A 24,069-nucleotide genomic window follows, 5' to 3' on the forward strand; every position below is an offset into this window, starting at 1 on the left:
TCAGATCGATCAAGGCAGAGACAGAGTCTTGCCTATAGTAAGGATCATGGCCGTACTTGGAATAAATATGAGGGGAATCCCGTATTAACGGAGGAATCTATCACTGATTTCCGTGATCCGAAAGTATTTTGGCATGAGGATAAGAATAAGTGGATGATGGTTCTGGCTGCGGGGAACCATGTAAGGTTTTATAGTTCAGACAACCTAATATCTTGGGAGTTTGCTAGTGAATTCGGTGCTCAAGCTGGTTCCCATGCTGGTGTCTGGGAGTGTCCTGACATCTTTAAGTTACCGGTTGACGGAAAAAAGGATTCGAGCAAATGGGTGATGATTGTAAGTATTGGTAATGATACTGCATTTGCCGAGGGTTCAAGAACACAGTACTTTATCGGTGAATTTGATGGTATCTCGTTTACCAATGATAACCCTGATGACACAGTTCTTTGGCTTGACCATGGAAGAGATAATTATGCTGGAGTAACATGGTCAGATATTCCATATGATGATGGACGGCGGCTCTTTATTGGCTGGATGAGTAATTGGAAATATGCGAATGAAACCCCAACCGTCGGGTGGAGAAGTGCCATGACCCTTCCGAGGGAGTTATCATTAAAAGAAACCTCCGATGGTGTTAGACTTATTCAAGCTCCAGTGGCTGAGCTTGAAAAAATCAGAGGGAAAAAACGGTCATGGGATCAGTTCATTCTTGAACCAGAGAAAAATGTTTCAGTTGACGTTAGTGGAAATCTTTTAGAAATTATTGCTGAATTTGAACTGCAGTCGGCAACAGAATTTGGTATCAAAATTCGAAATTCTGATTCAAAGGAGACCATAATAGGATATGACGCTGTAAATGAATTCCTTTTTGTTAATCGGATTAACTCGGGGGTTACTGAATTTAACGAATATTTTCCTTGTATGCATGGAGCTTCGTTAAAGTCGGAAAATAATAGAATTAAACTGCAAATTTTTGTTGATAGTTCATCCGTCGAAATTTTTGCGAACAATGGCCAAGTGGTGATCACGGATTTAATCTTCCCTGATCCTAAAAGCACAGGGATTGAATTATATACCACAGATAAGAAAGTTAAATTAGCCTCGTTAGCGATCGTTCAATTGGCTTTGATTTTTTAATGACTACATCCAGTCTTGCTTTTTCTGAACTGCTGAAGTTAATTGTTATTTCAAATTAAATGAATTATTTGAGTAAGGGCAGATTTCAACCTGAGTGAACCTGCCCTTTTTCTTTCATTAATTTGAGCATAAATCACATAACAGTATTTCTGGGTATATAAAGGTACTAGAAATACAGATGCCAGCAAACTTCAAAACTGCTTGTGACCTGCGTGCCAGGTCAGGTGGGTTCGATTCCCAGGCGGTCCCGCCAACCTAGTAATAACAAGGACTCTTTAGAATTTCTTCTGGACATAGACTAGTTGGTACTGGTCTTTTTTTTATGGGCAAGTGCAAAAAAAGTGCCATTTTCACGTTTGTGCCCTTATTGATACTTATTCAAGCAATTCATCCAAATAATCTACTGCAATAGCTTCAATCGAATCAGTAAGGTGAGAATAGGTATCCATTGTCACCTGAATCTTCGTGTGGTCTTATCGCGCACTAATCATTTTTGGAAGGACGTTTGCTTCAAATAAAATAGTGGCATTTTAGCGGAGCTATTTTCATTTCACTAATAAAAAACGGGCCATCCAGACTATCTGGGTGGCCTTATTTGCATGCTGGGTTTTCTCGCCAAACTAAGCTGACTGCCGCTGGTTCCTTCTTGCCCTGCTTTCCTTGTTAACAGATTTGTCATTCCTTTTTGTTTTGGAAACTCTAAAAAACATCACCAGTCCAGCACTGCCATTCAGCACCCACTCAAGTGCAAATTGATTGCTGCTGACATAGATCCCGGCTGCGGCGAAGACCAGCAACAGGATGCTTTTCAGATAATAATTCGACTTGGAATTGACCACCATCAAAACGGATAGGATTACAAGCACCGAAGGGATCAGGTGGCTCCTCATAAATAAAGTATGATTGGTATAATTACCATAAAGATAATACAGAAACGATGCTAACACTGCAAACAGGGAAAGAAAATACTTAATCCGGGACTGCTTGGCAAACAGAATCCAGACTGCTGCAAAGTTGATACCAACTGATATTGCTAACTTAATCACCAAATGATTAAATGTAAAGGTGCCGACCGGGTCCTTCATCAGACCCATAACGTATCTAACGTTGATGAGAACCGCAATGACTGCTGCGATTTTTATGACAAGATTGAGCTTCACTTTGGGCAGTTTCACATTTAGTCTCTTAAGGGAAGGTCTGGATTTGGAGACTGGCTTGGAGCTTGTCCTGCTTTGCGGAGTAACTCCCACTGTGTCCTCTGAATCAGCCGGATTGTTTCTCCTCTCCATTCTTGAGTGACTGACCCTGCTTTCCCTTGTTTCCCGTGTATCAGGTCCCCTTTGGTCCGTCTCCCATTCTGCCTGCGGTTCCTGGGTCCGTGTTTGTTCTCTATATTCTTCGCCATCGACTTTTTCTGGATGCTCGGAATCTGAATAAAAGTCCAATGCCTTTCACCTCTAATGTTTTTTGTTTAGGCTGTTTTCGTAAACTTTGTTGCTATTGGAAGTAGGAATGTGTTTTGGTTGGTTGGAGCGGAAATAAACTTATCCTCTTTTGAAAAACAACAATATTTTAGAAAACAGCCTTTGTTTAACACTACCAAGAGATTATACAGCTTAACCCGTAGAGTTTCTACCTGTCTCAGCTTAAAAAAGGTAAATAGGAAATAATAGCAGTCCGTCGTTTTATTGAAAATGAATAGCTCTCACCCCTGTTTTCATTAAAGCCTTTTTGTTCTAATGGAGAGATGTATCACTAGAAATGTTAATATAAACAAAAAATCTTGTATTTAAATAGGGGTTTAATGGAAAAGAGATTAGTATATTTAATGTAATATCAAGGGAGTGAGGAGTGGTAAAATGAACGAATCGTATTTTTATTTAAAAATAGAAACACATCATTTACATATGTCTTATAAAAATGAAGAACGTCGCGTGCGTGTTTTATTGCCGAAAAATTACGATAAAGATGAGGCTGAAAGTTATCCAGTCGTCTATATGCATGATGGACAAAATGTTTTCTACAGTAGTGAATCTTATAGCGGGTTTTCATGGAAAGTAATTCCGGCAATTAAACAAAACCCCGATCTGCCGAGGATGATTATTGTTGGGGTTGATCATGGTGGACAAGAGCGAATTAATGAATATACACCTTGGAAAATTACTGAAAGCCCGCTTCCTGAAGATTTTGAGCTAGGCGGAAGAGGCGCTGAGTTTGCCGAGTTTGTCATGACAGTCGTGAAGTCGTTTATCGATAACCATTACCGAACTAAATCGGATAAGTATCATACAGCGATGATTGGCAGTTCACTTGGAGGAAATATCTCGGCTTTTATGGGGATTGAATATAAAGATCAAATAGGTGGATTAGGTATTTTTTCTTTAGCCAATTGGATTACAAGTAATGCCTTTGACAGCTATATTGATAGAAAAGAGTTGGATCCTGAACAACGCGTGTACATTCAAGTTGGGACTCAGGAAGGCGATGATACCGACCGGAAATTTATGTATGGCAATATGAAGCAGGCATATATCGATGGCTCGCTTAAGTATTATAAACAACTACTAACAGGCTCTGTTCCAATTGATAGCATTCGTTTAAATATTTTTGCGGATGAAGAACATAATGAAAAAGCTTGGGCAAAGCACTTACCAGAATGTTTACGTTTCTTAAGTGAGAAGTGGTCATGAACGAACTGAATAAGTATATTTAACTGATAGTGGGAGGAAACTCTCACTCTTTTTTTGAATATTTTCAAATTTAAATTGATTTAAAATTTAAATGAATGTATCATTTGTAAAAACTATGATTCTTTTATTTTAAGAAAGGAGCCTTTTTTATTATGAATTATATTTTAATATCACCATATTATCCAGGTAATTTCCAACCGTTCGCTCATCGTTTAAAAGAAGCAGGTGTCAATGTACTAGGAATTGGCGAAGAGCCATATAACCAATTAGGCTCCAAATTACAAAAATCCTTAACCGAATATTATCGTGTGAATAATTTAGAAGATGTAGATGAAGTGAAACGTGCTGTTGCGTTTTTGTTTTATAAACATGGTCCAATTGATCGCATTGAATCAAATAACGAGCACTGGCTGGAACTTGATGCAAAGTTGCGTGAGCAATTTAACGTATACGGCAATAAAACGGATGAGTTGAAAAAATTTAAGTATAAATCTGAAATGAAGAAGCTGTTTAAAAAAGCAGATGTGCCCGTTGTAGAAGGAAGAGTCGTTAAAAGTAAAAGTGATTTTTCTAAAGCCATTGATGAATTAGGACTGCCAGTTATCGCTAAACCGGATAATGGAGTGGGATCAGCTGCCACCTTTAAATTAGATTCTGAAGAGGCTGTACGCCGTTTTGAAGAAGAATGGGGAGAAGCACAAGTATACTTCTTAGAACCATTTGTCGAAGGAGGCGTACTTTGTACATTTGATGGTTTAGTAGATCAGAAAGGGAACATTGTTTTCCAAACAAGCTTTACATATAATGTGCCAACTCTGGAACTCGTTAATGGCCAGTTGGATATGGCTTATGTGATTCAAAAAGAAATTGATCCAAAGCTCGAAACGTATGGAAAGGCGGTCGTGAAAGCTTTTGGCATGAAAGAACGCTTTTTCCATATTGAGTTTTTTAAATTAGAAAATGGGGATTATGTTGCTCTTGAATACAATAATCGCTTGGCTGGGGGCTACACGATTGATATGTACAATTTCGCGTACTCCATTGATTTGTTTGCTCAGTATGCTTCCCTTGTGACAGGCGGAGAATTTAAGGCGTCCGATGCAGAAAACCAGTTTTGTGTCGGTGTAACACAGCGTGATGCGTATGAGTATAAGCATGGTATGAATGCTATTTATGAACGATATGGCGATCGAGTGAAGTTTGCAAAGCGCATTCCAGTTGCGTTTGCGGTACTCCAAGGGAATCAAATTTATGCAATAAATGCAGATTCTCAGGAAGAAGTCGATGACATTATCCGTTTTGTACATGAACGAATAAATTAGGGATAGGAGATTTTCTATGCATATAGAACATTTAAGCCATTGGAGCGGCGAATTAGGCCGTGAAATGCTGTTGAATAGATATGGACACAGCGGCATGCCAATCGTCGTTTTTCCTTCATCGGGCGGGACGCACACTGAATATCATGATTTTGGAATGATTGATGTGTGTCATGACTTTATTGAATCCGGAAAAGTTCAGTTTTTTACATTGGCTAGTATCGATGGCGAAAGTTGGCTGCACGACTCAAAACCAGCGCATGACCGTGCATTAGCTCATGAAGCATATGAACGTTATGTGATTTCAGAAGCTATTCCATTTATTAAACATAAAACAGGCTGGTTTGATCCAATGATGACAACGGGGTGCAGCATGGGGGCCTATCATGCGTTGAACTTTTTCTTAAGGCATCCGGATGTCTTCCAAACAACCGTTGCACTTAGCGGGGTTTACGATGTTCGTTTCTTTTTTGGGGATTACGGAAATGATCCGCTTGTATACGAAAATTCACCGAGTGATTACATATGGAATCAAAATGACGGCTGGTTTATTGATCGATATCGTTCAGCAGATATCATTATTTGTACAGGGCGGGGTGATTGGGAACAGGATGGGCTGCCTTCATACTTTAAATTAAAAGAAGCCTTTGAAAAAAAACAAATTCAAGCACGGTTTGATGAGTGGGGCGAAGATGTTTCGCATGATTGGATTTGGTGGCGGCGCCAAATCCCGTATTATTTAGGGGAATTATTTTAAGAAAATGTCAAAAAAACATCAGTATGGTTGAGTCGCTGGTTTTTCTTTTTATGTAAGGAAAGTTCTTGATGGTGTTTAATAGATAGTTTGCCGCACAGGTATCAAGCTGTGCGGTTTTTTTGTATGCAGTTGTTTATTGCCTTATTGTCATGGAGTATTTAAGAACAACAGTAATATCAATATTTCGAAAAACGAAATTTTTTTGTGAAATTAAGAGGAAATTATTTCACTGTGTCGAATTTAGGTAATTTACACGAAATTTTTTACTACATAAGGAGGATTCTTTCATGCAGTTTAACGATTTTCCATATACAAGACCGAATATAGAAGAGGTGGAGAGGAACTTTAATCAATTACTAGGGAGGTTCCAATCTGCTGAGTCCTTTGAGGTTCAAGACCGAGTAATGAGAGAGATCAATGAGTTACGTTCTGAGTTTGAAAGCGTGAGACAGATTGTTCAAATTCGTCAGACGATTGATACAACGGATGAGTTCTATAAGAGAGAAAAGGATTTTTTCAATGAAGTAGGACCTGCCTACAAGGGTCTAATCACAAAATATTACAAGGCTCTTACAGGTTCTAAATTCCGCTCTCAGTTAGAAGAAAAGTGGGGTAAACAATTATTCTTATTAGCTGACAGTCAATTAAAAACATTTTCACCTGAAGTGTTGAAAGACATGCAGGAAGAAAACAAACTAGTAAGTGAGTATGTTGATTTACTTGCTTCAGCTAAAATCCAATTTGATGGGGAAATAAAAAATCTGGCTCAGTTAGTTCCTTATCACCAATCTCCTGACCGTACCATTAGGAAGGAATCAAATGAAGCGAAGTACAACTTTTTCGTTGAGCATGCCGAACAATTAGATGATTTATACGACAAGCTCGTAAAAGTACGTACTAGTATTGCTAAGAAGCTAGGATTCTCTTCTTTTACAGAGTTAGCTTATGCTCGACTTTCTCGTACTGATTATGATGCTGAAATGGTAGCAAAGTTCCGTGACCAAGTGAAAGAGTACATCGTTCCTTTAGCTACAAAACTAAAACAAAGACAGCAGGAACGTATTGGTGTCGATGCATTTAAATATTACGATGACAGCTTCAGCTTTAAGACAGGAAATCCTGATCCTAAAGGAGATGCGGAGTGGATTGTCGAGCAAGCGAAGAAAATGTACGAGGAAATGGCTCCTGAAACCAATGAGTTTTACACTTTTATGGTAGAAAACAACCTAATGGACCTATTAAGCAAAGCAGGTAAGGCTGGCGGTGGTTACTGCACTTATATTAGCAAACATAAGTCACCATACATTTTTGCTAACTTTAATGGAACAAAAGGTGATGTTCGTGTATTAAAGCATGAAGTAGGACATGCGTTTCAAGTATATGAAAGTCGTGTATTTGAAGTACCGGAGTACGGGTTCCCTACACTAGAAGCGTGTGAAATCCACTCCATGAGTATGGAGTTCTTTGCTTGGCCTTGGATGGATCTTTTTTTCGAGGAAGATACGGATAAGTACAAGTTCTCTCATTTAAGTGAAGCGGTCCTATTTATTCCTTACGGTGTAGCAGTTGACGAATTCCAGCATTTTGTGTATGCCAACGCGGAAGCAACTCCAGGTGAGCGCAGGCAAGCTTGGAGAGAAATTGAGAAGAAGTACTTGCCGCATCGCGATTATGAAGGAAATGAATTCTTGGAAAACGGTGGTTTCTGGCAGCAGCAGGGACATATTTACAAGGTTCCTTTTTACTATATAGATTACACACTAGCTCAAATTTGTGCGTTGCAATTCTGGAAACGTACGCAAGAAAATAAAGAGGATGCTTGGAAAGATTACCTACACCTATGTAAGCAAGGTGGAAGCCAATCATTTACAGCGCTTGTAAAAGAAGCGAACTTAATTTCTCCATTTGAAGAAGGTTGTGTGAAATCTGTGATTGATGAGATTAAAGTTTATTTGAATACAGTTGATGATAAGGCTCTTTAATTAAGAAATATAGCAAAAACTTAAGTATCGGAATAATGGGATTGGCCGCTTTGGTGGGCCAATCTCCTTTTTTTCCTGTTTTACATTGATTCCTTTTCTAAATTTATTAATTTCCGCGGTTTCCGAGACAAGAGATTTGATCAGCGGAAATTTGATTCCAATACATCCAACATGAGCGAATCTCGCCGCTTTGTTTATAAATGGCTCTGGTGATTTGCTCTAAAGCAGTGAGCTCTCTCACTAAAACTGGATTTCAAAACAAAAAAGGAAAGGAATTATATTCCTTTCCCACCTTTAATACTTACCTACTAACGTACTTCTACTTCTTTAAAAAACTGTGGTAAATATTCTTTATGTGCTTCAAGCATTTCATCTAAAATGATTTTTCCAAGTTTATCAGAAGGAACTAGCGGATTGATGGTCATTGCTGTAAGGGCTGTTGCATAGTCACCAGTTACAGCAGCATCAATTGCTACTCTTTCGAACGATTTGATTTGTTGTACAAGACCATTAACGGCTACAGGGAGTTCACCCATTGTAATCGGTTTAGGGCCATCCTTTGTGATGACACAACTGATCTCGACTGCAGAATCATAAGGAATTCCGGCAATAGCGCCTCTATTTTTAGTATTAACAGGTTGGATATCGCGTTTATCCGTATAGATAGATGTAATTAAACGAACGGCTGCATCACTGTAATAAGCTCCACCGCGTTGTTCTAATTGAGGCGGCTTAATAGCAAGATTTGGATCTTTGTAAAGTTCGAATAATTCAGCTTCAAGCTCTTTTACTACCTCGGCACGAGTTCTGCCTGTAGAGAAATCTTCTAATTCCTTCTTCAGCATTTCGCCCGTTTTGTAATAGTATTGGTGATAAGGACATGTTAACACGTTTAACCCTTTAATGAATTCAGGCTCCCATCCCATACCGTCAATATTTTTTACAAAGCTTGAATTTTGTGGATTTGTAATCATATTCATTACTTCTTCTTTTACACTCTTACCGTCTAAGTAAATGTCCAATCCGTAGACCATATGGTTTAAACCTGCAAAATCAATGCGGATGCGTGAATGTTCTACATTTAATAATTTAGCAATTCCCATTTCAAGACCGATTGGCACATTACATAATCCAACCACTTTATCAAATTTACCATAGCGGAGAACCGCTTCAGTTACCATTCCAGCAGGGTTTGCAAAGTTTACTAAAAAGGCATCAGGGCAAAGTTCTTTCATATCCTCAACGATAGAAAGGATAACAGGAACGGTACGGAATGCTTTAAAAAGTCCGCCTGGTCCGTTTGTCTCTTGTCCGATAACCCCATGACTTAAGGGAATTCTTTCGTCTTTTGCACGAGCATCCAATAAACCGACACGTAGTTGAGTGGTAACGAAATCGGCATCTTTTAATGCCTCGCGGCGATCAAGTGTTAAATGAATGTCAATCGGTACACCAGCTTTTTCAACCATACGTTTTGCTAAGTTACCAACAATGTTTAGCTTTTCTTCTCCAGCCGGAATGTCTACAAGCCATAATTCACGAACGGGCAGTTCATCGTATCTTTTAATGAAACCCTCGACTAGTTCCGGTGTATAGCTAGAACCTCCGCCAATCGTTACAATTTTAAGGCCTTTCTTCATAGTTTTATACCTCCGTTTATGGATAAATTCTCATATAAATCAACAAATTCTATAGCTAAGTCCTTTACGGTGATAGCGTTCATTAGATGATCCTGTGCATGGACCATTAAAAGGGTAACTTCTGTTCTTTCCCCTCTAATTTCCCCTTGGATAAGCGATGTTTGAATATGATGAGCTTCATTTAAAGCATTACTTGCCTCAGTTAATTTTGCACGAGCTTCCGAAAAATCCCCTTGCTTAGCAGCCGCGATCGCTTCCATGGCACTGCTTCTTCCGTTTCCGCCGTGTAAAATTACTTGGAATACAATTTCCTCAAGATTTATCATGTCAAATCCTCCTGTAGTTATTATAAAGGTAATCCTATAATAGTCTTGTTCCTCAAAATCTATGATTCTATCGATTTTGAGGAACAGTTCTTTTAGACTGCCTTTTTATTCGATTCCATAGCAGTAAATTCCATTTCTTCTCTTGCTTTAATCTTATCCCATAGCTTAAAGAACGGGAGATACAGTAGGATATCAAGACCGACACTGACAAGCTGCATAATCGCACCTGAAATGTGACCGCCTGTTGCCAAGAATCCGGAGATAATCGGCGGAGTTGTCCAAGGAACAGCAGCGACTGTTTTAGCAACAAGTCCTGTATCCATTCCGATATAGGCAGCAATAACATTCACAATTGGTGCAAGGAAGAATGGGATGAATAGTAATGGATTCATTACGATTGGTGTACCAAAAATAACAGGTTCGTTAATCATAAACAGTCCAGCAGGGAAAGATAGTTTTCCTAATTGCTTTAATTGTTTACTTTTTGACGCAAACATAAATAATAAGACAAGTGCGATGGTTCCGCCTGTGCCACCGATTGTGACAAAGCTTCCATAAAATTCATTAGTAAAAATTTGTGTCGGTGCATGGTGATGAGCGAAAGCAGTTGCATTATCACCTGTAGCTTTTAACCATATTGGACTCATGATGGTCCCAACAATATTGTCTCCATGAAGACCAAGGATCCAGAATAAGCTGATTAAAAATACAACAACAATTTGTCCTGCTAAATTTCCTGTTAAAGCGCTAAGAGGTTGTGTTAAAACAACACTGACTACATCATGTAAACTTGCAGCATTTGTTACGCCAGCTTCATGCAGATAATCAATTAAGAGACGAACTCCCCATGTAGCGGATACAACGAAGAATCCAGGGATTAAGGCAACAAACGACTTGCTAACTGCCGGCGGAACACCGTCAGGCATTTTAATAACAATGTTTTTCTTCAGAACAAAGCGGTAAACTTCCGTTGCGAAAATACCTATAATAATTGCTACAAATATACCGGCACTTCCCATATACATAGTAGGAATAACATCAGATACCATGTACGTATGCTTTGAACCATCCGGTGTAAAGGCGGTAGTGAATGGTGTTGCAATCAAGAATGCACACAATGCGATTACTCCTGAGTTCACGGCGTCGATATTGTATCTCTCAGCCAATCGGTAAGCAACACCAAATGCCGTAATTAATCCCATCATTCCAAAGGTAGCTGCTTGCGGAATTAATAGTTTGGCACGAATCGCCTCGCTTGTGATTAAATACTGGCGGTTTGGATCATCGCCAAAGTAAGGTAAGAACGCAATGATTAGAAAGAAAGAACCGATGATAATCATAGGCATGGATAATGTAATTCCATCCCGTAAGGCCTGCAAATGTTTTTGCGCCCCGAGCTTTGCCGCAAGCGGCATAAAGTGTTTCTCAAGAAAATCTAATATACGATTCATTCAGGTCCACTCCTTATTATTTTTTTAAACCAATTGCAAATTTTACGACTTCAGCGCCGTTCATCATTCCGTAGTGAACAGGATTGATGGAATCAACTGGTATTCCTTTTTCTTCGCCAACTTTTTTAAATTGAGACAGTAAATAGCGAACTTGTGGTCCCAGTAATAATACATCTGCATTGTCAATGTGATTTTTTACATCATCTGCACCGACTGCCCAAATTTTTCCTTCAAGTCCCTGTTCTTTTGCATACGTTTCCATTTTTGTTACCAATAAACTTGTACTCATTCCTGCTGCACAGCATAATAATATATTCATTATAAAGTCCCCCTAATAGGTTTTAAGAGATGACTTGATAAAATAATTGTGTTAGCAAACTAGGTTTGCCATCTCTTGTAATTTGAATTCTACTATTGAAGCGCTTTCATTTATACTTATTCTTTTTCCGTTGCCCAAAGGAAATGATTATTTCGATTTTGCAGAAAATTACGACAACAGGTGACATTTCAAGAAGGAGTGAAATGTGTTAGTATTATATGGAGAAACTAGTATTTTTCATCATGAAGGGAGGATAGACATGCTTAATCCTCGGAAGACTTCTATTTTACGAGAATTAATGAAAGCGGATACATTTGTAACGAGTGAGTATTTAGCGCAAGTACTTACGGTTACGTCAAGGACCATCAGAAGTGATATTAAAGAGCTGGAAACGGTTGCCGAAGATTACGGAGCCTCGATTAAATCGATAAGAGGAACGGGGTACCAGCTTGAAATATATGACGAACATGCTTTTCATCAGCTGTTGAAGGGAATTGTCGAGCAAGAGAAAGGGAAATATGATGAGATTCCGAGCCTGCCGGAGGAGCGCATCCGCTATATCATGAGGCGGCTGCTGCTAGCTAAAGACTATTGCAAACTGGATTCAATTGCCGATGAATTATTTATCAGCAGATCGACGTTGCAAAACGATTTAAAGCTGGTAAAAAATATTTTTCTCCGATATGGAATTACGCTGGAAAAACGCCCTAACTTTGGCCTTAAAGTCATTGGTGACGAGTTTAAGCTGCGTATGTGCATTTCTGACCATCTGTTTGAAAAATTTAATCATGAAATGGAACTAACCGAAACGGATCTGCCGATAAATTATAAGGAAGATTTGACTTTTATTCGAAACGTGATCGTCAACCAACTTACGGCTAATGAGATCAGCTTATCAGATATTGGCTTGAACAATCTGATCATTCATATCTCCATCGCTTATAACCGAATCAAAAGTGGAAAATATGTGTCCTTGTATGATGATTTACTCGAACTCAAAGAAGAGAAGCAACATCAAGTGGCGGAAAAAATAGTACAAGAACTCGAAACAAAATTAAATGTTCGCTTCCCTGAGCAGGAGGTAGCTTATATTACTATCCACCTGCTTGGGACAAAGATGATGACTGAGAAGAATTTATATGAAAATTTAAATAATATACAGATTAATAAAGTTGTAAAGAAAATCATAACAGTCATTGACGACGAACTTCACCTGGGGATTAAAGACGACAAGGAATTGTATGTAGCAATCAGCATGCATCTGAAGCCGGCCATTCATCGGTTTCATTTTGGAATCAATTTGCCGAATCCCCTCCTTGAGGATATTAAATCCAGTTATCCGATTGCCTTTCAAGCGGCTGTGATTGCCGGTACCGTTCTCAAACAGGAACTGCAAGTAGAAATAAACGAAAATGAAATGGGGTATTTGGCATTACACTTTGGAGCTGCCATTGAAAATGCCAAAAGCGCCGAAAAAGCAAAAAGGTGTCTGATCGTTTGTGCTTCAGGAGTGGGAAGTGCGCGGTTATTAGCTTCAAAAATCCGCTCAAAATTCGGGGATAAGATTGAAATCGTGGGGACAACGGATTATTACAAACTAAATCAAATTTCTTTACACACCATTGATTTCGTCATAAGTACGATTCAAATTCCGATTCATCTGCAGGTCCCTGTTATTCAAGTTCATACGATTCTAGGCGGCGGGGATCTTGAAAAAATCGAGACCATTTTGACACGGCCAAACATCCCTTTTATAAAGGAAGAGTTGGTGTTCCTTGGACAGAATCTTGAAACAATGGAGGAGGTTCTGGGCTTTTTAGGTAAACAGCTGCAATCATTGAAGCTGGTGGATGAGAACTTTTTAGAGAGTGTTCTGGCAAGAGAAAAACTATCACCCACAAGCTATGGGAATTTTGTAGCGATCCCACATCCTATGACACCGCAGACGGCGACCACCTTTTGGGTGATTTGCACCTTGAAAAAGGCGATTGCATGGGGCGGGAAAAGAGTTCAATTCATTTGCCTGCTAAGTGTGGAGAAGAATAGCGGGAGTGACTTGCAAAATATGTATGAGTATTTAATTGAACTCATCGATGATAGTCAAGTCGTACAGCAGTTAATAAAATGCAAGACCTATAAAGAGTTTGAGACCATTTTCTCTAGTAAATATAAGAATCTTGACTCGGGTCCTGGAGGAATAGGATGAATATTTTATTATGCTGCAGCGCAGGAATGTCGACGAGCCTATTAGTTTCCAAAATGAAGAAAAGTGCATTACAGCAGCACCTTGATTATCGGATCTGGGCCATTCCGATTGAAGCGGTCAGCAGGGAAATTGACCAGGCGGATGTGCTGCTTCTCGGCCCGCATGTCCGCTATTTATATCAGGAATTTAAGCAGCTAGGTGAACAAAAGGGGATACCCGTTGCCGTCATTGAAATGGCGCACTATGGGACCTTTAATGGGGCAGTCGTGTTGAGAAGAGCCGAAAAACTATACAACGAAAAAAACAGGATCAGTTAATGCCTAACGGGTTTACTTGTGAGGTGCAAACATTATAAAACATATAGCAAAACGCACTTGATGAATTAACAGTGCGTTTTTTTAATGATTTATCAACATTTTGGCGAATATTAAAGTTTTTCGATTAAACAAAGTAAAGTTACCCATTTTTACGTTTTTCGAGTCAATAGTCGGAATTTCTCCTTCTATTTAGTCAATTTTCAGTGCGATTTCCTAATTAAGAGAAATTTGTTCCCTTATTTATTAAACTCCCCTTAGTGGATAGTGAACTTGACAACTTACTGGTGCTTTAGTGAAAAAAGGAATTAAAAAAAGGCTCAGAGATATTCGCATCTCTTAGCCTTTTTGACTGTGCAATATACTGTGAATAGTGTTGTGAAATTTATGTGACTTGTTTGTGATTAGGTTTGTAATTTACCGTTTCGTACCTCAAAAGTAAACCTGTTAGTTAATCATAGATCCTGTTTTTTTGCGTGCATCAATGATTTCCTTTGTTCAAAGGAAAAAGGATGAGTGTAAATCAATACTCTTTTACATTACAGTATATTTAGAACGCTTTGTAGTTCCACTCCTATTTAGGAAATCAGATGACCAGTTAGGAGGAGAGTACATGGCTTTTAAGATGCTTATTTTTGATATAGATGGAACGCTTCTTGATTCCAATCATAAAATTTCTGCAGAAACAAAACACTCCATCCAATCCCTTCCTAAAGACTTTCCTGTTGTCTTAGTATCTGCGCGAATGCCCAAGGTATTACTTTCCTCTACAAAGAGCTAGGGCTAAAAACTCCGATTACTTGTTACAGCGGGGCTTTAGTAATTGATTTGCTAATGATGGTTCATATCAGCCTATTTTTAATAAAAGGTTATCATTGCAACAAATTGAAAATATTTACCAACTAACCAAAAAGAGAAAGGTTCATATTGGCTTCTATAAAGATGATGAGTGGTTTGTTGAAGACTTGGATGATTGGGCCTTACAAGAGAAGGATACTGCGAAAACAAGTCCTGTAATCAAAAATTTTCAAACATTATTTCATCAGCCGGGGCATACAAATAATGGGGCCAACAAGGTACTATGTATGGAAATGCTGATGAAATTGAAAGTCTGGAATTCACTTTAAAGAATACTTGCCGCGAATACCTCACCTTTTTCGTTCTAAGCCTGAATACCTGGAAATTATGCATCATGCTGTTACCAAAACGTCGGCGATACAATTTTTATTGGAAAGTTTTCATATACAAAAAAGCGACATCATCGCAATTGGAGACAACTTCAACGTTATAGATATGATCCAATATGCAGGGCTTGGAGTAGCTATGGGAAATGCACCGGAGCAGGTTAAACAGATTGCAAATGAAATTATTTTATCAAATGATGACAATGGGGTAGCTTGGATTATACAAAAATATCTGTTGTGAACAGAATGGACTGATATAAAAATGAAACAGACATTTTTTAGTAAGGTGAAGGAAAGGGCATTATTTATTTGGAAAATCCCTTCATTTCCAAGCCTTTTTCTAATTAACTTTATATTCGGGCTCTCGTCATCATTTTTTCTTCCCTTTTCATCTATCTTCGGGATTGATGAAGCAAAAATGAGCAATATTGAGTTTGGAATATTTATGACCATAACGGCCTTGGGCGCGGTATTTATCAGTAGTTATCTGGCCAGGTTATCCGATACAAATACAAGCCGAAAAAGGCTGTTAATTTTAACTTCCGCTGCAGGCGTTATAGGCTATTCTCTTTATGCATTCTTAAGAAATTATTACGCATTGTCGTTAACAGGCTTCTTTATATTGGGGGCTAGCGCCGGGACAATCCCGCAATTATGGGCATATGCACGGGATGCCCTCAAATCTGCCAATATTCCGAATGAAGAAGCTCCGCTTATTATGAATGTGTTTCGAATGTTCTTTGCTCTTTCCTGGACAGCTGGCCCGGCAATCGGATCAGTGCTGCTGATGAAAACTGGTTTTACGGGTTTATTCTTATTTGTAGCCGCTGGTTATTTACTGGCTTTAGTGACGATTATTTTTCTATTAAAAGATATTTCCATCCAGAAAGTTTCGGCTGACAAACCGCCAATGGTAAAAACATATATAAAAAGACCATATATTTCTGGTTATCTAGCGGCGGCATTTATGCTGTCAGCGGCGACATCCATCCATATGCTGAACATTCCGCAATTTGTGACGAAAGCATTGCATGGGTCCGAATTGGATGTGGGTCTGGTCTTCAGTGTTCCTCCTATTTTTGAAGTCCCGTTTATGGTAATCGTAGGGATACTGGCCACAAAAATAAATAATGCGATTCTGATTCGAATCGCTTTTTCAATCGCCTTTATATACTTTTCCATGATTGGCTTTGTTAAAGAACCGTGGCAAATCCTGCCATTGCAGATTTTAAGTGCAGCCCAAATCTCTGTTACAGCAGGAATTGCAATTTCATTTTTTCAAGATTTAATACCGGAAGCCCCAGGAATGGCCACTACTCTTTACATGAATACTACTCAAATCGGTTCGACGATCGGTTATTTGATGTTCGGTTTCATCTCCGAAGCAATCAACTATAGAAGTGTGATCACGGTATACACGGTTATGGCTGGAATAGGGGTCTTATGTCAATTTCTGTTGGCAAAAGAGAAACAGGAAGTTCCAAATAGTATTCCAACAAAAGCCTCAAGTTAAATTAAAAGGGATTGCAGTGATGCAATCCCTTTTTTTTGTACAAATTATTAAAGTTATAGATCACAAGACAACATTAGAAAGTAAAAAACCTTGATATATCAATAATTCAAGGTACATTACGATACTAGAAAAACAGATGTTAGCAAACTTCAAAACCACTTGTGAACTGCGTGCCAGGTCAGGTGGGTTCGAATCCCACGCAGTCCCGACAACCCATTAATATAAAAAATCCTATAGAATTTCATTTGGTCACAGACTAGGTGGTACTGGTCTTTTTTTATGGGCAAGTACAAAAAGTGCCATTTTAGTTTTGGTAAGTCTGTAACACTTTTTATTACAATTTGTGTTGTTACATCTAATTTTACATTCTTACGTAATTATATTTGTAAATACTAAATTAGCATTTCATACAAATCAGTAAACCGCACATAAATTTAGCTAGATAGTTTTAAAATTAAGGAAGTACCTTTCTTTAACTAATTGGCCAGTTTAATTGAATAAAGGACCATGTAAAAAACATAGGTAACTCGCTTATATTTTGAAGTTGTTTTCAACCAGCAATACTGAATCGACAAAAATTAGTAGTAACAACTATCAGAAAGTTATTACTATTTTTAATATTTTTACTTTTCAAAAATATAATTTGTAATTATAATTAATATACATCTATTGTTACAACAAAAATAAGAATTGCATTTCAGATGGTAAAGTTTAATAGTCTTTGGTTAAAAATGGGGAGGGAGAAAAAAACGAATAATAACTAAGAATCTATCTAACTTTGTATTAAAAAAACGTAATTATTCGTTTTTTCATCGGCACTATTTACAAAAGGAAAAAAAGGGGATGGCTAGATGGATAAAATTTTCGGGTTTTTCGAAAAATATTTTCTTCCTATTGCTGGAAAATTGGGATCACAAAGACATCTTGTAGCAATTCGTGATGGTTTCTCAGTTATTTTACCGTTAATCTTAGTTGGTTCTTTTGCAGTATTGATTAATAATTTGCCAATTCCTTTTTTTCAGCACTTTATGGCCAATGTATTTGGTTCAAAATGGACAGATGTTGGTGATTTCATTTGGAATGGTACTTTTGCTGTTATGGCAATATTGGTATGTGTAGGGGTTAGTTACAGCTTGGCCCGGTCTTATAATGTGGACCCGCTTGCAGCTGCCCTTGTTGCGTTTAGCTCTGTTATAGTGGTCACCCCCCTTACAAAGGATGGTGGATTATCACTTAATTGGTTAGGTGCTAAAGGTTTATTTGTAGTGTTAATTGTAACGCTTATTGCTACTGAGAGCTTTAGAAAACTTGTTCAGATGAAATTAACCATTAAGATGCCCGAAGGGGTGCCACCCGCTGTTGCAAGGTCTTTTGCTGCATTAATTCCTGGAATTATAGTATTAATATTTTTTGGTTTAGTACAAGTTGTGTTTATAGATGTAATTGGTAAAAGTCTACATGAAATTATTTATACTACCATACAAAAGCCATTTCAACATTTATCCAATACGTTGGTTGCTGTACTAATTGTAGAATTTGCTAAATCTTTTTTATGGTTTTTTGGACTCCATGGGTCCAATATTTTGGGGCCGATTATTGATACGATGTATTTACCACCATTACAAGAAAATATTAAGCAGTTTCAAGAAGGCGTATCAGCAATGGATGTGCCGAATATCATTTCAACCACCTTTATGGATGTTTATGTTGCGATGGGAGGTACAGGAACGGGCATAACCCTCTTAATTGCTCTCTTTATTATTTCAAAAAGTAAACAGTATAAAAGTCTCGGAAAAATGGCTGCTCCAGCTGCTCTATTTAATATCAATGAGCCACTCATTTTCGGTTTGCCGATTGTATTAAATCCAGTTCTGTTTATACCATTTATTCTTGTGCCTATGGTAAATGTTACAATCGCATACCTTGCAACTGCTGCAGGTCTAGTTCCAAAAGTTGTGGCCTTAGTACCGTGGACAACACCACCACTTATAGGCGGCTATCTAGCTACAGGTGGATCTATAGCCGGTTCTATTTTGCAGTTAGTAAACATCATCGTTGGTATATTAATTTACCTTCCTTTTGTAAAAATTCTTGATAGACAAGCAACTAAGGTTACGACTGAAGATCCAAATGTTATAGCGAATGATAATCATACCCTAAATTTGTGAGTACCAGACTAAAAAATTAATCCATACTGGAAATAGGGGAGAACGTTTGATGAAACTTATTGTAAATGCAGATGATTTTGGTTATACGCGAGCTGTAACGTATGGAATTTTGGATGCTTTTAAAAATGGAATTGTAACTTCAACTACAATGATGTGTAACTCGCCGCATATAGACCTCGCTGTTGAGTTGGCAAAACAAAATCCTGAATTAGGTGTAGGTATCCATCTTGTTTTAACCTGTGGAAAGCCCTTATGCAAGGATGTCTTTAGTTTAGTACAAGAAAATGGCAACTTTCATCACCAAAGTAAAATTTTTTCCTATGCTACTGTGGAAGATATAGAAAAAGAGTTTACTGCACAAATTGAAAAGTTCTATTCAACAGGTTTATCACCCACACATTTAGATAGCCATCATAATGTACATGGCAATGAGCTTGCACTCCCTATTGCCATAAGGCTAGCTGATAAATATGGATTGCCATTAAGAAGAGCGAGTAATGATTCTAAGATTGATGCGTTTTATGGGCAAGTATTAAGAACAAATTTGATGCTAAGAGAATTTTATGGAGATGGTGTAAGTATCAAAACGTTAGAAAAACAGTTATTAAAGGTAGTAGAGAAAGAACAAACGGTTGAAATTAATTGTCATCCAGGTTATATTGATGAAACTCTTATTCGCCAAAGTTCATACGTTCAACATCGTATTCAAGAATTAGAACTCTTAACATCTGAAAATATTAAGGAATTTGTAAAAAAATTAAATATAAAATTGATTTCTTACAAACAATTGGAAATAGCAAACCTTTCAAATTAAAAAAGAGCCTCTAAGGCTCTTTTTTTATAAACTACAGCCAAGTAACTTCAAAGCGATAAAATAAGCAAATTATCAACTGGATTATAGCAAAAACAACAAGTAAAGTTAGATAAAATACCTAGAGTAAATCCAAAAGATTTTAAGCCAGATTTGATAGCTTTCAGTACAGAAGACCACCAATGGAAAATTGTCGCATAGATAAGCAATATTATTAGCTAAAGTGTTAAAATAAGGTAAAATTAATTATCGAAATTAGTCGATCAAAATTAGGAGTACAAAAATGAAAGAAATAATTCATGAAGTGTTAGCTTTCCGTGATGAAAGAGATTGGAAACAATATCATCAGGAAAAAGATTTAGCTATTTCCATATCATTAGAAGCGATTGAATTGCTTGAAAACTTTCAATGGAAAACAAGTGAAGAAGCAGTAGCAAAATCAAGAGAAAATATTAAAGAAGAAGCAGCAGATATTTTAATTTATCTAATACAGCTTGCCGATAAAATGGGTTTTGATTTAGAAGATGAAGTTTCTAGGAAAATGCTTAAAAATGCAGAGAAATATCCAGTGAACGATGGGAGGTAGGCTGGCTTGATTATTTACAACGAAACTTCGTCTGCTTTTTTAAATCATATTTATGAAAATAAAATTGGCTATGTTCTTAAGGAAAAGGTTTTTAATAAAATGAATAAAATTGTCTCCCCAAGTGAGTTGAGGTCGTGGGAAAGATCGCTTCCTCAAATGGCTAAAGTACTTCGGGATGCCGATTTAAAAGATGGTACTCATGTTTTATTAGAATATAAGCTGCCTTCCACTGAAAAAAGGATTGACTTCTTGATTACTGGCCAGGATGAACAAGGTTCAAAAAATGCAATGATAATTGAACTTAAGCAGTGGGACAAGGCGAAGCTTGCTGAAGGTGATGGCATAGTCCGGACATTTTTAGGTGGAAGAGAAAGAGAAACCGTACATCCTTCCTACCAAGCATCGTCATATAAGAGATTTTTGCAGAATTTTAATGAGTCACTATATAATGACACATCCATCAATCTTCACTCTTGTGCTTTTTTACATAACTACATCATGGCTAGTGCTAGCGAGCCACTACTGGATACACGGTATAGTAAGTATATTGAAGAGTCTCCAGTATACTTTCAGTTTAATGACAGAGATTTAGCTAAAAATATCCGCCAATTAGTTTCAAAGGGGAATGGAAAAGAAATCGCGGAAACAATTGAGCATGGTAAAATTCGGCCTTCCATAAAATTAGTTGAAACCGTAAATTCATTGATTGCAGGAAACGAAGAGTTTGTGCTGCTTGATGAACAGAAAGTTGCCTACGAAAAGGTTGTTAGCTTGTATAACAATTTGAAAACAGAGACAGACCAAAAGCAGGTAATTATTATTAAAGGTGGCCCGGGTACTGGTAAATCGGTTATCGGTTTAAATTTAATGAGCTATATGCTGAACTCTAAAGCTTACGTGGAGTATATAACTCCTAATCAGGCTTTTCGGGAAGTGCTTCGTAAAAAGCTTGTAGGCTCATCTGGCCATGTAGAAGTGAGAGATTTATTTAAGGGTTCTGCCTCCTATGTACAAACACCAGAAAATTACTTCGATGTTCTTATTTGTGATGAAGCTCATCGTCTGAAAGAGCATGGGCATATGAAAAAGAAAATAGAGGGAGAAAATCAAGTTACACAAATTATTCGCTCATCCAGGATAAGTGTATTTTTTATAGATGATCTTCAAAAGATTTCAAAAAAGGATATAGGCAGTGTTGCAGAAGTTGAAAAAGAGGCTGCTAGACTTGGAGCAAATATTCATACTGTGGAATTGGAATCACAATACCGTTGCTCCGGTTCGGGTAATTATATCTCTTGGCTTGATAACATGCTAAATAATGTGCAAAAAGAAGATATCAAACTAGAAGGGGATTTTGACTTTAGAGTTGTAAAAAGTCCACAGGAATTAAAAGAAGAAATTGTGGATAAACGCGGAGGCCGGTTATTAGCAGGCTATGCCTGGGATTGGACCAAAGAAGTTATTGGTGGAAAGTTATTTGATGATGTTGTTATTGAGGAACATAATTTCGCAATGCCTTGGAATGATCCTAACAGAATTGATTGGGCTATCCATCCGGAATGTGCTTACCAAATCGGATGCATCCATACAGTTCAAGGATTGGAAATGGAATATGTAGGTGTGATTATCGGTAAGGATCTTGGATATGAACCGGAGAATAAGAAGATTATTGTGAGAAGAGATGAGTTTAAAGATAAAGGTGCTAAACCGGCAAAACCTAAAAAGGGACAGGCAGATCCTCTTGAAGATCTTGTACGGAACACATATAAAACATTGATGACCAGAGGCATGAAGGGCTGTTATGTTTATTGTTGTGATAAAGAGCTGGAAAACTACATTAAAACCCACAGTAATTTAAAATAGATATTATGTTAAAAATACCTTTAATACTAAATAATCTCGGAATAGCAAAAGCAAAGAAAAAATGTAATCTTATGTTTTGGGAAAACAGAAATCTGTTATTATATATCTATTTTATTTAAACCCTATCTGAAATAGGTAGACGCATGTTGTTATAGTTATAAATGAAATTAACTACTTTTTCTATTTATAATAGAATTTTTAGATCGTACTCTTCTCTAAGTGAAGAATTCTTCCTGCTTTATGGTGGAGGGGAAGCCAGCTTCCGGTGCTGAAGCACTACCATAATGACATCGAAGTCTTCACGTCTGTATATGTAAAGGAGTTTTCGATATGGAGTGGAAAGTTTGAGGAAAGAGGTACTTTAGAGGTAACTGAGTGATTGGAACCCGCTAAAAAGAGAAAGCGCCATCTGTTGTGAAAACAGATGGCTTATTGTTAATTAATAAAGTAACCTCAAGGCTCTGTCCTTTATTTTTCTTATTATTCCTTATATAAACCTTTAATCGTTTCTTTTACTATATCCCCAGTCTTTTTTCCTAAGGAAACTTGTTCTTCATAGCCGGTCAGAGTCCATTCTGATTCTGGAATCAGGTAGCCTAGTGTATCATGAGTTAATCCCAGGAGCATTTTATGCTTGCCCGGCATCAGTTCGCGAATGCTTAATCCCAAATTGGTTAGGGCTTCTCCAGGGAGGGTAACCATTTCAACTGAATTGGAGCCTTTTCCAAGAGTAATCCGGGAAATTTTGCTATCAAAAAAATATTGAGTTCCTTCCTGTCTCATGGAGGCATAGCCATTAAATAAACCCAATTGATTTGCACCGATAAAGGCAGGATTTTGTACTGGGAGCGCTACACTCTGCGTGTTATAGTAGATTCCTTGGGAAACAGTTTTACTATTGCCTGCGGCCAGTGAAACATAGTAGGAGAGTGTTTTGCCATAATCCTTTGCTAAGGCATACTGTTCGGTAACAGGGATCTTTTGGTCTACATTCGGTTCAACATCTCCCTGGGCGCCATTGATAAACATGGCAGTGCCCCCAAATTCGGATTCAATCTCCTTTTCAAATGAGCCAACGAAATCGGAGGAAAGCAGCTTGTTATCATCACGCAATACGACAGGATGGACTGCAAAGTTGACTAAGGTTGCGATGGTACTTGAACCTGTTTGGACTTGCAGGATGCCTAATTCCTGGTCCGTGTAGCCCAAACCTCTTCGATTCTTAACTAGTTGTTGAGGGACTTCTGTTGAACCGGTTTTAAGTGTAACATGCTGCATATGACTGGTAGATTCAGTGATTGCCCTGATCGATTCTGTAATGAAATATTGCTTATAATCCGCTGGAACTCCACCCCAAAGCCCATTGAGATCTGGTCCAGCGTGGGTATGGGTGGCACTAATAATAATGTGATCTTCCGGAAGGCCTGTATCCTTAGCCGCTCCTTTCCGGATGGCTTTAAGAATATCATTTCCAATAACCGTTGTATCTATTGTTAAAAAGACAAGTGACTCCTTCCCAGATGTCAGTGCAAGAGCACGGGCATAAATACGATCCTCTGAAATACCTTCTGCTGGTCCACGAGTTTTATAGCTACCATAACCACCCATATAAAGTTTTTTACTAGCCAGTTGTAATTGTGTGGGGGACAGGTCTGTCTTAGCGACCCCGGCGTAGTAGGAAGCAGCATTTCCTCCTTCCGCAAAACCAGTTGCGGGGACCATAAAGGAAAAAGATAAAACCAAAGTTAGGATTAAGACTATGTACAGATTGCTTTTCCTTACACTTTTAACATACAACAATAACAG

The 24,069-nt window shown here is 37.9% G+C and carries 21 protein-coding genes; 15 read left to right on the top strand and 6 right to left on the bottom strand.

The window, feature by feature from the left end; all coding sequences use genetic code 11:
- Positions 1-1,134 (top strand): glycoside hydrolase family 32 protein (locus AC3WR0_RS07460; protein WP_492551711.1); only part of this gene is annotated, 1,134 nt, incomplete at its 5' end.
- Between the two features lie 620 nt (positions 1,135-1,754).
- Here the strand turns inward: AC3WR0_RS07460 and AC3WR0_RS07465 are convergent.
- Positions 1,755-2,579: a hypothetical protein gene (locus tag AC3WR0_RS07465; RefSeq protein ID WP_492551712.1), complete on the bottom strand. Its 825-nt coding sequence runs from the start codon at positions 2,577-2,579 to the stop codon at positions 1,755-1,757.
- Positions 2,580-2,993: 414 nt separating this feature from the next.
- Between AC3WR0_RS07465 and AC3WR0_RS07470 the strand changes: the two genes are divergently transcribed.
- The 4 genes from AC3WR0_RS07470 (at position 2,994) to AC3WR0_RS07485 (ending at position 7,882) form a co-directional block, all read left to right on the top strand.
- Positions 2,994-3,824 (top strand): alpha/beta hydrolase, encoded by an 831-nt coding sequence (locus AC3WR0_RS07470; RefSeq protein ID WP_492551713.1) that lies wholly within the window; start codon positions 2,994-2,996, stop codon positions 3,822-3,824.
- A 152-nt stretch (positions 3,825-3,976) separates the two neighbouring features.
- Positions 3,977-5,146 (top strand): ATP-grasp domain-containing protein, encoded by a 1,170-nt coding sequence (locus AC3WR0_RS07475; RefSeq protein ID WP_492551714.1) that lies wholly within the window; start codon positions 3,977-3,979, stop codon positions 5,144-5,146.
- Positions 5,147-5,162: 16 nt separating this feature from the next.
- Positions 5,163-5,900, top strand: coding sequence for an esterase family protein (locus tag AC3WR0_RS07480; protein WP_492551715.1), 738 nt, complete (start codon positions 5,163-5,165; stop codon positions 5,898-5,900).
- Between the two features lie 287 nt (positions 5,901-6,187).
- The gene (locus AC3WR0_RS07485) at positions 6,188-7,882 is read left to right on the top strand and encodes a M3 family oligoendopeptidase (RefSeq protein ID WP_492551716.1); all 1,695 of its coding nucleotides are present in this window, start codon (positions 6,188-6,190) and stop codon (positions 7,880-7,882) included.
- 308 nt (positions 7,883-8,190) lie between these two features.
- On the opposite strand, the gene AC3WR0_RS07490 is transcribed toward AC3WR0_RS07485, so the two are convergent.
- The 4 genes from AC3WR0_RS07490 to AC3WR0_RS07505 form a co-directional block, all read right to left on the bottom strand.
- Positions 8,191-9,522 carry a 6-phospho-beta-glucosidase gene (locus AC3WR0_RS07490; protein ID WP_492551717.1) on the bottom strand — a complete coding sequence of 444 codons (1,332 nt, stop codon included), beginning with the start codon at positions 9,520-9,522 and terminating at the stop codon, positions 8,191-8,193.
- Positions 9,519-9,848, bottom strand: a complete 330-nt coding sequence (locus tag AC3WR0_RS07495; RefSeq protein WP_492551718.1) for a PTS lactose/cellobiose transporter subunit IIA — start codon at positions 9,846-9,848, stop codon at positions 9,519-9,521. The genes AC3WR0_RS07490 and AC3WR0_RS07495 overlap by 4 nt, the downstream gene beginning before the upstream one ends.
- 92 nt (positions 9,849-9,940) lie before the next feature.
- Positions 9,941-11,299, bottom strand: a complete 1,359-nt coding sequence (gene celB, locus AC3WR0_RS07500) for a PTS cellobiose transporter subunit IIC (RefSeq protein WP_492551719.1) — start codon at positions 11,297-11,299, stop codon at positions 9,941-9,943.
- A 16-nt stretch (positions 11,300-11,315) separates the two neighbouring features.
- Positions 11,316-11,618 carry a PTS sugar transporter subunit IIB gene (locus tag AC3WR0_RS07505; protein ID WP_492551720.1) on the bottom strand — a complete coding sequence of 101 codons (303 nt, stop codon included), beginning with the start codon at positions 11,616-11,618 and terminating at the stop codon, positions 11,316-11,318.
- 259 nt (positions 11,619-11,877) lie between these two features.
- On the opposite strand from AC3WR0_RS07505, the gene AC3WR0_RS07510 reads away from it, so the two are divergent.
- The 10 genes from AC3WR0_RS07510 (at position 11,878) to AC3WR0_RS07555 (ending at position 22,263) form a co-directional block, all read left to right on the top strand.
- Positions 11,878-13,824: a BglG family transcription antiterminator gene (locus AC3WR0_RS07510; RefSeq protein WP_492551721.1), complete on the top strand. Its 1,947-nt coding sequence runs from the start codon at positions 11,878-11,880 to the stop codon at positions 13,822-13,824.
- The gene (locus AC3WR0_RS07515) at positions 13,821-14,141 is read left to right on the top strand and encodes a PTS sugar transporter subunit IIB (RefSeq protein WP_492551722.1); all 321 of its coding nucleotides are present in this window, start codon (positions 13,821-13,823) and stop codon (positions 14,139-14,141) included. Before AC3WR0_RS07510 ends, AC3WR0_RS07515 begins: the two co-directional genes overlap by 4 nt.
- A gap of 610 nt (positions 14,142-14,751) precedes the next feature.
- Positions 14,752-14,919, top strand: a complete 168-nt coding sequence (locus AC3WR0_RS07520) for an HAD family hydrolase (RefSeq protein ID WP_492551723.1) — start codon at positions 14,752-14,754, stop codon at positions 14,917-14,919.
- A gap of 73 nt (positions 14,920-14,992) precedes the next feature.
- Positions 14,993-15,265: a hypothetical protein gene (locus tag AC3WR0_RS07525; RefSeq protein ID WP_492551837.1), complete on the top strand. Its 273-nt coding sequence runs from the start codon at positions 14,993-14,995 to the stop codon at positions 15,263-15,265.
- 7 nt (positions 15,266-15,272) lie between these two features.
- Positions 15,273-15,563 (top strand): HAD hydrolase family protein, encoded by a 291-nt coding sequence (locus tag AC3WR0_RS07530; protein WP_492551724.1) that lies wholly within the window; start codon positions 15,273-15,275, stop codon positions 15,561-15,563.
- A 21-nt stretch (positions 15,564-15,584) separates the two neighbouring features.
- Entirely contained in the window at positions 15,585-16,835 is a 1,251-nt protein-coding gene (locus AC3WR0_RS07535) for a sugar efflux transporter (protein ID WP_492551725.1), read from the top strand.
- A gap of 851 nt (positions 16,836-17,686) precedes the next feature.
- The gene (gene celB / locus AC3WR0_RS07540; protein WP_492551726.1) at positions 17,687-19,003 is read left to right on the top strand and encodes a PTS cellobiose transporter subunit IIC; all 1,317 of its coding nucleotides are present in this window, start codon (positions 17,687-17,689) and stop codon (positions 19,001-19,003) included.
- 49 nt (positions 19,004-19,052) lie between these two features.
- On the top strand, positions 19,053-19,817 hold the full coding sequence (chbG, locus tag AC3WR0_RS07545; protein ID WP_492551727.1) for a chitin disaccharide deacetylase: 765 nt from the start codon (positions 19,053-19,055) through the stop codon (positions 19,815-19,817).
- A 280-nt stretch (positions 19,818-20,097) separates the two neighbouring features.
- Complete coding sequence (locus tag AC3WR0_RS07550) at positions 20,098-20,400, top strand: nucleotide pyrophosphohydrolase (protein WP_492551728.1); 303 nt, start codon at positions 20,098-20,100, stop codon at positions 20,398-20,400.
- A 6-nt stretch (positions 20,401-20,406) separates the two neighbouring features.
- Positions 20,407-22,263, top strand: coding sequence for a DUF2075 domain-containing protein (locus tag AC3WR0_RS07555; RefSeq protein ID WP_492551729.1), 1,857 nt, complete (start codon positions 20,407-20,409; stop codon positions 22,261-22,263).
- Between the two features lie 480 nt (positions 22,264-22,743).
- Here AC3WR0_RS07555 and AC3WR0_RS07560 read toward each other — a convergent pair whose 3' ends face one another.
- Positions 22,744-24,063, bottom strand: coding sequence for a neutral/alkaline non-lysosomal ceramidase N-terminal domain-containing protein (locus tag AC3WR0_RS07560; RefSeq protein WP_492551730.1), 1,320 nt, complete (start codon positions 24,061-24,063; stop codon positions 22,744-22,746).
- Positions 24,064-24,069 lie beyond the last annotated feature (6 nt).

Source organism: Neobacillus sp. FW104-15D2, assembly GCF_058790155.1.